11 protein-coding genes are annotated in these 9756 nt (G+C 65.6%); 3 read left to right on the forward strand and 8 right to left on the reverse strand.

What is annotated here, in order from left to right:
• Positions 1–8: 8 nt before the first annotated feature.
• The 6 genes from ybeY to V3H18_RS03045 form a co-directional block, all read right to left on the reverse strand.
• Entirely contained in the window at positions 9–521 is a 513-nt protein-coding gene (gene ybeY / locus V3H18_RS03020; protein ID WP_408631753.1) for an rRNA maturation RNase YbeY, read from the reverse strand.
• A gap of 9 nt (positions 522–530) precedes the next feature.
• Positions 531–1574, reverse strand: a complete 1044-nt coding sequence (locus tag V3H18_RS03025) for a PhoH family protein (RefSeq protein WP_408631754.1) — start codon at positions 1572–1574, stop codon at positions 531–533.
• Positions 1571–2992, reverse strand: a complete 1422-nt coding sequence (gene miaB / locus V3H18_RS03030) for a tRNA (N6-isopentenyl adenosine(37)-C2)-methylthiotransferase MiaB (protein WP_408631756.1) — start codon at positions 2990–2992, stop codon at positions 1571–1573. The genes V3H18_RS03025 and miaB overlap by 4 nt, the downstream gene beginning before the upstream one ends.
• 328 nt (positions 2993–3320) lie before the next feature.
• Entirely contained in the window at positions 3321–3809 is a 489-nt protein-coding gene (locus V3H18_RS03035; RefSeq protein WP_332080408.1) for a GNAT family N-acetyltransferase, read from the reverse strand.
• A gap of 8 nt (positions 3810–3817) precedes the next feature.
• Positions 3818–4558, reverse strand: a complete 741-nt coding sequence (tsaB, locus tag V3H18_RS03040; RefSeq protein WP_332080409.1) for a tRNA (adenosine(37)-N6)-threonylcarbamoyltransferase complex dimerization subunit type 1 TsaB — start codon at positions 4556–4558, stop codon at positions 3818–3820.
• A 63-nt stretch (positions 4559–4621) separates the two neighbouring features.
• On the reverse strand, positions 4622–5182 hold the full coding sequence (locus tag V3H18_RS03045) for a NifU family protein (RefSeq protein WP_332080410.1): 561 nt from the start codon (positions 5180–5182) through the stop codon (positions 4622–4624).
• Between the two features lie 214 nt (positions 5183–5396).
• Here V3H18_RS03045 and V3H18_RS03050 point away from each other — a divergent pair, with 214 nt between their 5' ends.
• Positions 5397–5792 carry a nuclear transport factor 2 family protein gene (locus V3H18_RS03050; RefSeq protein WP_332080411.1) on the forward strand — a complete coding sequence of 132 codons (396 nt, stop codon included), beginning with the start codon at positions 5397–5399 and terminating at the stop codon, positions 5790–5792.
• Positions 5793–5804: 12 nt separating this feature from the next.
• Here the strand turns inward: V3H18_RS03050 and V3H18_RS03055 are convergent, their stop codons facing one another.
• Positions 5805–6635, reverse strand: a complete 831-nt coding sequence (locus tag V3H18_RS03055; protein ID WP_332080412.1) for an RNA methyltransferase — start codon at positions 6633–6635, stop codon at positions 5805–5807.
• Between the two features lie 133 nt (positions 6636–6768).
• Between V3H18_RS03055 and V3H18_RS03060 the strand changes: the two genes are divergently transcribed.
• Both V3H18_RS03060 and dksA read left to right on the forward strand, forming a co-directional pair.
• Entirely contained in the window at positions 6769–7980 is a 1212-nt protein-coding gene (locus tag V3H18_RS03060; RefSeq protein ID WP_332080413.1) for an NADP-dependent isocitrate dehydrogenase, read from the forward strand.
• Between the two features lie 83 nt (positions 7981–8063).
• A complete protein-coding gene (gene dksA / locus V3H18_RS03065; RefSeq protein WP_332080414.1) occupies positions 8064–8480 on the forward strand; it encodes an RNA polymerase-binding protein DksA in 417 nt (138 codons plus the stop codon).
• A gap of 24 nt (positions 8481–8504) precedes the next feature.
• On the opposite strand, the gene V3H18_RS03070 is transcribed toward dksA, so the two are convergent.
• Positions 8505–9533 (reverse strand): arsenic resistance protein, encoded by a 1029-nt coding sequence (locus V3H18_RS03070; RefSeq protein WP_332080415.1) that lies wholly within the window; start codon positions 9531–9533, stop codon positions 8505–8507.
• Between the last annotated feature and the right edge of the window lie 223 nt (positions 9534–9756).

A 9756-nucleotide genomic window follows, 5' to 3' on the forward strand; every position in this document is an offset into this window, starting at 1 on the left:
CGCTTGGTTCAATTCGTTCCGCCCGCCAGCCCTTCAGCGTCATCCGCGTAGGGGTCGGGAAATCCCAGCGCCGCGGCGATTTTGCGCTCCAGCGCCTCCATCCCCTCAGCCTCGGCGGCGGTCTCGTGATCATAGCCGATCAGATGCAGAAATCCATGCACGACCATATGCGCGGCATGGTTGCGAAGGTTTTTGCCCTGTTCGGCCGCCTCGCGCGCGACCGTCTCATAGGCGACGATCACGTCGCCGAGCAAAGGCTTGGCTTGAAGCGCGCCAGGCGTCGGAAAAGACAGGACATTCGTCGGCTGGTCCTTGCCGCGCCAGTCCGCGTTGAGCGCGCGGATCATGGCGTCGTCGCAGAAGGTGACGGAAATTTCGCAGGCCGGCGCGAGGGCGGCGCCGCTTAAGGCGAGGCTCTTGAGGAGGCAGTCGCGCACGAGCGCCTCCAGCCCTTCGACCGCCTCCCAGGCGGGCGCGGCGACGTTCACGTCGATTTCGATCTTAGCGGGCTGCGCGTTCATGGACGAGGATTACGCTTCCCCCCGCGGGCGTCGCTTGGCGCGTTCCGCGCGCTCATAGGCGCCGACGATCTGACGGACGAGGTCGTGGCGCACCACGTCGCCCTCGGAAAATTTCACGCGGCCGACGACGTCGAGATCGGCGAGGAGCGAGACCGCCTCGACGAGGCCGGACTTCTGGCCGGGCGGTAGGTCGGTCTGCGAGGGATCGCCGGTCACGACCATGCGCGACCCTTCGCCGAGCCGCGTCAAAAACATCTTCATCTGCATCGACGTGGCGTTCTGCGCCTCGTCGAGCAGGATGCAGGCGCGGGCGAGCGTGCGGCCGCGCATGAAGGCGAGCGGCGCGACTTCGATGAGGCCGGTCTGCATGCCGCGCTCGATCATCCGCGCGTCCATGAAATCATGCAGCGCATCGTAGATCGGCCGCAGATAGGGATCGACCTTCTCGCGCATGTCGCCGGGCAGAAAGCCCAGACGCTCGCCGGCTTCGACCGCGGGACGCGAGAGGATCAGCCGCTCGACCGCGCCTTGCTCCATGAGCTGCACCGCATGGCCGACGGCGAGCCAGGTCTTGCCGGTGCCGGCGGGGCCTTCGGCGAAGACCAGTTCGTAGCGCTTCAGGGCCCGCAGATATTGATCCTGCGCCGCGTTGCGGGCGCGCACCGGGCCGCGCCTTCGGGTGAGAAGCTGCTCGAAGGCGCCCCGCCCGGATTCGGCGTCGGGAAAGAGGCTGCGCTGGCGGGCCGTCTCCTCGATGGCGCCGTCCACATCGCCCGGCGCGATGGTCTGGCCGATGGAGACCCGCTCGTAAAGCGCCTCCAGCACGCGGCGCGCATGTTCGCAGGACTCCGCCTTGCCCTTGAGCGTGACGTGATTGCCATTGGCGAAGGAGGCGACGCGCAGGCGCCGTTCGATTTTGGCGAGATTCTGATCGTAGAGGCCGAAGACGAGGGAAGCGTAACGGTTGTTTTCGAAGGCGAGCGTGATTTCCGCTTCCGGTTCCGCCGCATCCGGTCCCCGCGCGGCGAGCCGCGCGTCGTCGATCGTCGTCAAGCCTTCGCCTCCTCGCTGACCAGCCGCCCCGCGAGCGAATTGGGCCCGGCGGCGATAATCTTCACGCGCGCCTCGCGGCCGATCGCCTCGAGCGGACCTTCGACATGCACGGCTTGCAGATAGGGACTCTTGCCGGCGATCTGGCCTTCGTGGCGTCCCGGCTTTTCGAAAAGCACGTCGATCTCGCGGCCCACCGCGGCGTCGTTGAACGCGCGCCGCTGTTCGTCGAGCAACGCCTGAAGCGCGGCGAGGCGCTCGCTCTTTGCCTCTTCGTCAATCTGGTCGTCGCGCGCGGCCCCGGGGGTGCCGGGGCGTGGCGAATATTTGAAGGAGAAGCTCGACGCGAAGCCGATTTCCCGCACGAGCGCCATGGTCGCCTCGAAATCGGCGTCGCTCTCGCCGGGAAAGCCGACGATGAAATCGGAGGACATGGCGACGTCCGGCCGCGCCTTGCGCAGCCGTCGGACGATGTCGAGATAGTCGGCCGCTCCGTGCTTGCGGTTCATTTCCTTCAGCACGCGGTCCGAGCCGGACTGCGCCGGCAGGTGGACATAGGGCATGAGTTTTGGAATCGACTCATGCGCGTCAATCAACGCCTGCGTCATGTCGACGGGATGACTGGTCGTATAGCGCAGGCGCGCGAGGCCTTCGATCTGCGCAAGCCTCTCGAGAAGCCGCGCCAGCCCCCATTCGCGGCCGGCTTGGTCCGCGCCGCGATAGGCGTTGACGTTCTGGCCGATGAGCGTGATCTCGGCGACGCCGGCGTCCACAAGGCGCTGCGTTTCGGCGAGCACGTCGGCCACGGGGCGCGACACTTCGGCGCCGCGCGTATAGGGCACGACGCAGAAAGAGCAGAATTTATCGCAGCCTTCCTGCACGGTGACGAAGGCGGCGACGCCGCGCGCGCGGATCTGCGCGCGGCTGGGGTTGGGAAGGGCGCGGAATTTGTCGTCGACCGCGAATTCCGTGTCGGTCAGACGCCGGCCGTTCTTCGCCTGTCGCAGGAGGTCGGGCAGGCGGTGATAGCTCTGCGGGCCGACGACGACATCGACGGCGCGTTGGCGCTTGAGCACCTCTTCGCCTTCGGCCTGCGCGACGCAGCCGGCGACGACGATCTTCATCTCGCGCCCTTCGGCGTCCCGGGCGCGTTTGGCGAGCGCGAGCTTGCCGAGTTCCGAATAGATTTTCTCGGCGGCCTTTTCGCGGATGTGGCAAGTGTTCAGGATGACGAGATCGGCGTCGTCTTCGTTCTGCGTCTCGGCGTAGCCCTCGCGGCCGAGAAGGTCCGCCATGCGCGTCGCGTCATAGACGTTCATCTGGCAGCCGTAGGACTTCACCAGAACCCTGGGCGTTGGCGCCGGCTCCCCTTCAAGTGGGGCGGGCGGCGTCTCGACAGCCTCTAAAACTTCCGTCGTGATCTTTGCAGCTCCTGCTCGCCACTCCGCCAGCGCAACGCGGGAAAGGTTTCCTCATCCTGAGGAGCGGCTGAAGGCCGCGTCTCGAAGGACGAGGAAACCTTCATGCGACGCCCTCTGGAGCTCGCCCTCGTCCTTCGAGACGGCCTCTTTGAGGCCTCCTCAGGATGAGGACGAGGATTATCGCCCTTAAACCCCATCGCCTTGCCTCGCCCGCCCCCGACTCGATGCGGGCGACGACCGACGCGGGCAGTATACGATATTTTGCGTCGGGACGCCGACGTAAATTCGGGCCTGCCTCAAAAAACGCCCGTCAGGCGGTCGGCGTATTTCACATCTCCAGCCGCAGATTGATCGCGGCGCGGCGCTCGCCATCCGCGCGCCGATAGTAGTTCTCGCGCCGGCCGATCTCCTTGAAGCCCTCGCGGGCATAGAGCTTCAGCGCCGCCTCATTGTCGTCGGCGACCTCGAGAAACACGAGCCGTGCGCCGCCGCGCTCCAAATTTTCCAGGTGCTTTTCCAGGATACGCCGCCCAAGCCCAGCGCCGCGCCGCGCCGGGTCCACCGCGAAAGTGAGGATTTCGGCGTCGGGCGGGGTGAGTCGCGAGAGGACGAAGCCGCCGAGTTCGCCCTTGCGGCCCTCCGCGACGGCGCCGTCGGCAATGACATGCGGGTCGGTCAGATAGCTCTCGAAGTCGATTTTCGACCAGCCAAAGGCGAAGGAGGCGCCGTGCAGGCGTTCGCAATCCTCGGCGCGCTCGGCGTCGATCGGCTCGATGACGAATGCGGGCTTGGCGAAGAAGGACGAAAGCAGGGTCATGTCGGGCGTCAGGCCTCCACCGGCGTCGCGGCTCGCGCCGTCGATGCGATATCGGGCGTCGCCGCGGCCTCCTTCTCGGGGCGGCTCGCGCTGGGCGGCGTCACGTCCGGCTCCTTGAGATAGAGGGGCCGGGCGGGGGCGGCGTCCGGCCGGGCGGCGAGGCCCAGCCGGGCGATGAAGGCGATGTCCGGGGCGGTCTGTTCGCTCACGATCCGCGTCGGAACGCCGCGGGCGCGCGCTTCTTTGGCGAGCGCCTCCGCGCCCGAGCCGATCAACAAAATCGGGCCCGCGCCGAGCGCGCGTAGCGCGTCTTGCGCGCTCGCGCGGCGGGGCGAGAGCAGCGCGCGGCCGTCCGCGCCGAAAGCGGCGATGTAGACATTGCCATGGCGGGCGTCGATCGCCGCCGCGACGACGCCTTCGAAAGGATCGAGAATGAGCGGCGCGGCGAGGGCCGCCAGAGTCGAGACGCCGACGATCTCGGCCTTGCAGGCGAGGGCGATCCCCTGGGCCGCCGCGAGGCCGATGCGGATGCCGGTGAAGGAGCCCGGGCCAACGGCGACGGCGACGCGGTCGATTGTCGAAAAGCCGCCCTCGACCTTGCTCATGACCCGTTCGATGAGCGGCAGCAGCGCTTCGGCGTGGCCGCGCTCCATGGCGATCGTTTCGGAAGAGATGGGCTCTTCCGCGTCGTCGTCGAGCACGCAGGCCGAAACGGCGGGCAGCGCGGTATCGATCGCAAGGATTCGCATGATTCTGGATTATGACCGTTTTCAGGGCGCGATCAAATCGGCGCCGGAAACGCCCCGCGCCTGTTACGCCGGCTCCACCGCCTTCACCTGCTGCGGCAGAAAATGCTTGAGCAGATTTTCAATCCCGTTACGCAGCGTCGCCGTCGACGACGGGCAGCCCGAGCAGGCGCCTTTCATCGCAAGATAGACGGTTCCGTCACGAAAGCCGCGAAACACGATGTCGCCGCCGTCGCCCGCGACCGCCGGGCGTATGCGGGTTTCGAGCAATTCCTTGATCTGGGCGACGGTCTCCTCGTCGGCCGAATCATAAAATTCGCCGGCTTCCATCTCCGGCTCCGCCTCGCCGGTCAAGAGCGGCGCGCCGGAAGCGAAATGCTCCATGATCGTGCCGAGAATCGCGGGCTTCAAATGCGCCCATTCGGCTTCATTCTTCGTCACTGAGACGAAATCCGCGCCATACAGCACGGTTTCGACGCCCTCGATGGAGAGCAGCGCTTGCGCGAGCGGCGCATGAGCGGCGGCGTCGAGAGAGCGGAACTCCATCGCGCCCTGGCCGAGCACATTCTGGCCGGGGATGAATTTGAGCGTGGCGGGATTGGGGGTGGCTTCGGTCTGGATGAACATTTTTTGCCTCTCCTGCGTCCGGTTCAAGGCCGGCGGGGAACGACGCCGCTTAGCATATTTCGGCGCCCGGGAGAATCCTTCCAAACATCTAGTTAGGCGCTCCGGGCGCCGCTTGCGAGGGCGCGGCGCCGCGTGCTTCGGCGGACATCGCGGATATTTCTGTCGCATGGCACTGCATTTGCCATGCCGTCGAGAAGGCCGCATTGTCGGGCAAATGGACGAGACAGCGCTTCTTGCGGCCAACGCCGCCTATTACCGCGCCTTCGCCGCGCGCGACGCCGAGGCCATGAACGAGGTCTGGGCGGCGGACGGCGTTTCCTGCGTTCATCCCGGCTGGCCGGCGCTCGTCGGGCGCATGGGGGTGCTCGCCTCCTATCGCGATATTTTTCGCAATCCTCAGCAGGAGGCGGTGACCGCCCATGACGAAAAGACGCTCATCGAGGGAGAGGACGGCCGGGTCTTTTGCGTCGAGAAGGTCGGCGGCGGACTGCTGCTCGCGACGAACTGGTTTCGCCTGATCGACGGGCGATGGCGCCTCGTCCATCACCAGGCGAGCCCGCTGGCCCTGGGGCCCCTCGCGGAGCCGGAGGAAAAGCGGTCGTTTCATTAGGTCTTGGCGCCTTCACGACTCGGCTTCTTCTTCCTGTTTCCGGCGGCTCGACTTCTTCGGCTCCCTTCGCGGTCCCTCCACCAGCCGCACCACGACGCCCCAGAGCGTGCGCACGTCCTGCTCGGTGAGGCTCATGCGGTGGAACATGTTGCGCAGGTTTCGCGACATGACCGGCTTCTTCGTCAGCGGACGGAAGAATCCGCGTTTGTCGAGTTCGCCTTCCAAAAAATCGAAAAAAGCGAGCGTCATCTCGCGCGTCGCCGGCGGCGAGCGCTCCTCGAGTTCGAAGGGAATAGCGTCGCCATGCGCCGCGCGAAACCATTCGTAGCCCGTGAGCAGCACCGCCTGCGCGAGATTGAGCGAGGCGTAAGCGGGATTGACCGGAAAAGTGAGGATCGCGTCGGCGAGCGCCACATCGTCATTGTCGAGGCCTGTGCGCTCTGGGCCATAGAGCACGCCATGCTTCTCACCGGCCGCGACGCGCATCGCCGTATCCGGCATCGCCTGCGCGGGGGTGAGCACTTGCTTCATCTGCCCGCGTCCGCGCGCCGTCGCGGCGTAGACGAAGGACAAATCCTCGATCGCCTCGCGCACGCTCGCATAGAGTTTTGCGTTTTCGAGGAGATGCGTCGCCCCGGCGGCGGCGGCATAGGCGCCTTTGCGATAGGCGCCGGTGCGCGGCCAGCCTTCTCGCGGCGAGACGAGACGAAGATCGGACAGGCCGAAATTGGCCATGGCGCGCGCGCACATGCCGATATTGACGGCGAGCTGCGGCCGCACCAGCACGATGGCCGGCCCGCCCGAAAACGCCGTCTTGCTTTTATCCGTCCCCGCGCCAACCAATGCGCCGCCCCTTGCGTAAAGTCGCGGCAAATTAGGCTGAAAGCGGCGCCGGGGGAAAGAGGGCCGCTCTTTCCTCGGCTTTGCCTCGCGCCAGCGCGGCGTTATAAGGCCCGCGCGTTGCAAGGAGCGGCTCATGGGGAAGATCAAGGTTGCAAATCCTGTCGTCGAACTCGACGGCGACGAAATGACCCGCATTATCTGGGCCTTCATCAAGGAAAAGCTGATCCGACCCTATCTCGATATCGATCTTATCTATTACGACCTTTCGATAGAGAACCGCGACGCCACCAACGATCAAGTGACGGTCGACGCCGCCTACGCCATCAAGGAGCATGGGGTCGGCGTGAAATGCGCGACGATCACCCCCGACGAAGCGCGGGTGAAGGAATTTCATCTCAAGGAAATGTGGAAATCGCCGAATGGCACGATCCGCAACATTCTCGGCGGCGTCATTTTTCGCGAACCCATCATCTGCAAGAACGTGCCGCGCCTCGTGCCGGGCTGGACGCAGCCGATCGTCGTCGGCCGTCACGCCTTTGGCGATCAATATCGCGCCACCGATTTCAGAACGCCGGGGCCGGGCCGTCTGACGATCAGATTCGAGGGCGCCGACGGAGCGGTCATCGAAAAGGAAGTGTTCAATTTTCCTTCCTCCGGCGTCGCGCTGGCGATGTACAATCTCGACGACTCGATCAGAGATTTCGCGCGCGCAAGTTTCAACTACGGGCTGACGCGCAAATTTCCCGTCTATCTCTCGACCAAGAACACGATCCTCAAGGCCTATGACGGCCGCTTCAAGGATCTATTCCAGGAGATTTTCGACGCCGAGTTCAGGCCGCAGTTCGAGGCGCTGGGACTGACCTATGAGCACCGCCTGATCGACGACATGGTCGCCTCCGCGCTCAAATGGTCGGGCGGCTATATCTGGGCCTGCAAGAATTACGACGGCGACGTGCAGTCCGATACGGTGGCGCAAGGCTTCGGCTCGCTCGGGCTGATGACGAGCGTGCTGATGACGCCGGACGGCAAAACGGTCGAGGCGGAAGCCGCTCATGGCACGGTGACGCGCCATTACCGCGAGCATCAGAAGGGCCACGAGACCTCGACCAATTCCATCGCCTCGATTTTCGCCTGGACGCGGGCCCTGGCGCATCGCGCCAAGCTCGACGGCAATGAGGCGCTCGCGCGCTTCTCCCGCACGCTGGAGGAGGTCTGCGTCGCCACGGTCGAATCCGGCTTCATGACCAAGGACCTCGCGCTGCTCGTCGGCTGCAATCAGAAATGGATGTCGACGACGGGTTTCCTCGACAAAATCGACGAGAATCTGCGTAAGGCCATGGGCTGAATCGCCGCCGCGGCGGCGATTGTAACTGTCATGCGTCGCGGCTATATAGGCGTCGCCTATGGGCAAATAGAGGATTCGCGGGAATGGCGGTGGATCTGGACGAATCTTACAAGCCGTCTGAAGACGAACCCTTCATGTGCGACCGGCAGCGCGAATATTTCCGGCGCAAGCTGCTGGCCTGGAAGGAAGACATTCTGCAAGAGAGCCGGGAGACGCTCGCGGCTCTGCAAAACGAAAATGAAAACCATCCCGATCTCGCCGACCGGGCGTCGTCCGAGACGGATCGCGCGATCGAGCTTCGCGCCCGCGACCGCCAGCGCAAACTGATCGCCAAGATCGAATCGGCGCTGACGCGGCTCGAGGAGGGCACCTACGGCTATTGCGAGGAGACGGGCGAGCCGATCTCTTTAAAGCGCCTCGACGCGCGGCCGATCGCCACCTTGTCGATCGAGGCGCAGGAGCGCCACGAGCGGCGCGAGAAAGTCTATCGGGACGATTGAGTCTTCACGCCGCGTCGGGTTTCCTCAAGCGTCGTCTTGCGCGAGTCGAGGAATGACGCGCACATAGACGAGTTCGCTCAATAGCTCGACGAGCGTCTGCGCGACAATGACCGCCGGCAGCACGGGAACGGCGCCGGGGGCCGCGAGCGCCAGCGGCAACACGACCAGCGAATTGCGCGTAGCGGCGCTGAAGGCGACGCTTCTCGCCTCGCGCGCGGGCAGACCGAAGAGCTTCGCCGCCCCCAATCCGATGAGGGGCGCGACGACCGCGAAACCCACATAAAAGGGGATCACAGCCTGCACGGCGTCGAGGGCGTGGCCGAGCCTCGGCGTGACGGCGGCTACGATCACGAAGAGCGCGAGCGCCGTCGCCGGGATCGGCAAGACTGAAAGAAGGCGCGTCGCCTTCGCCCCGCGAGCGGAACGGCCCGACCAGAATTGGACGCCTCCCGCGAGCGCCAAGGGCATGGCGATGAGCCAGAGGAAGGCGTGGAGGAAGGGGCCGGCCTGCGCCACCGCCGCCGCTTCATCGTTGAGCAATAGCTTCAGATAGAGGGGCAGCAGGGCCATCTGCGCGAGGAGCAGCGCCGGCGTCGCCGCCAGCAGCGCTCTGGCGTCTCCGCGGCCGAGATGCGCGAAGGTCACGACATAATCGACGCAGGGCGCGAGCAGCACTAGGCTCGCGCCGAGCCGGATCATCGGATCTGGCGGCAGCAGGGGCGACAGCGCGGCGACGAAAGCAGGGATCGCCAGGAAATTCGCTGCGAGCAGCGCCGCCATGAAGCGCCAGCGCGCGAAGGCGCGTCCAAGCGCCGCGAGCGGAACCTGAAGAAAGGTCGCAAAGAGCATGAGGGCGAGCGCGGGATTGGTCGCCGCCTCCAGCGCGGTCAAGCCTGGGAACAAGAAAGCCAAAGCCGCGGCGGCCGCGACAGCGCCGAAATAGATCGCGACCTGACGCCGCTCTAGCAGCTCCCGCGCCTCGTCGATCGCCAAACGCTCCACCCGCCGCTGTGTCGCGCCTATCGGCCTTCGCGCGACTCGCATCTGGCCCATCCATGAATCGCCGATTCACGGATGGGCCTGTCTTTAGAGAAGACGCATTTTCCGCACCGCGCTTATTGCTGCTTGTCGTCCGGGCGGCCGAGAAGCCGCGCCATCTCGGCTTCGAGCGACTCGAGCGGATCCACCTCTTCAGCGGCCGCAGGCTTGGGCGGCTCGGGCGGCGGGGCAGGAGGCGGGGCTGGGGGTTTGGCGGCCGGAAGCGGCGGCGCTGGCG

Source organism: Methylocystis borbori (assembly GCF_036576025.1).
GTDB classification, from domain to species: Bacteria; Pseudomonadota; Alphaproteobacteria; order Rhizobiales; family Beijerinckiaceae; genus Methylocystis; species Methylocystis borbori.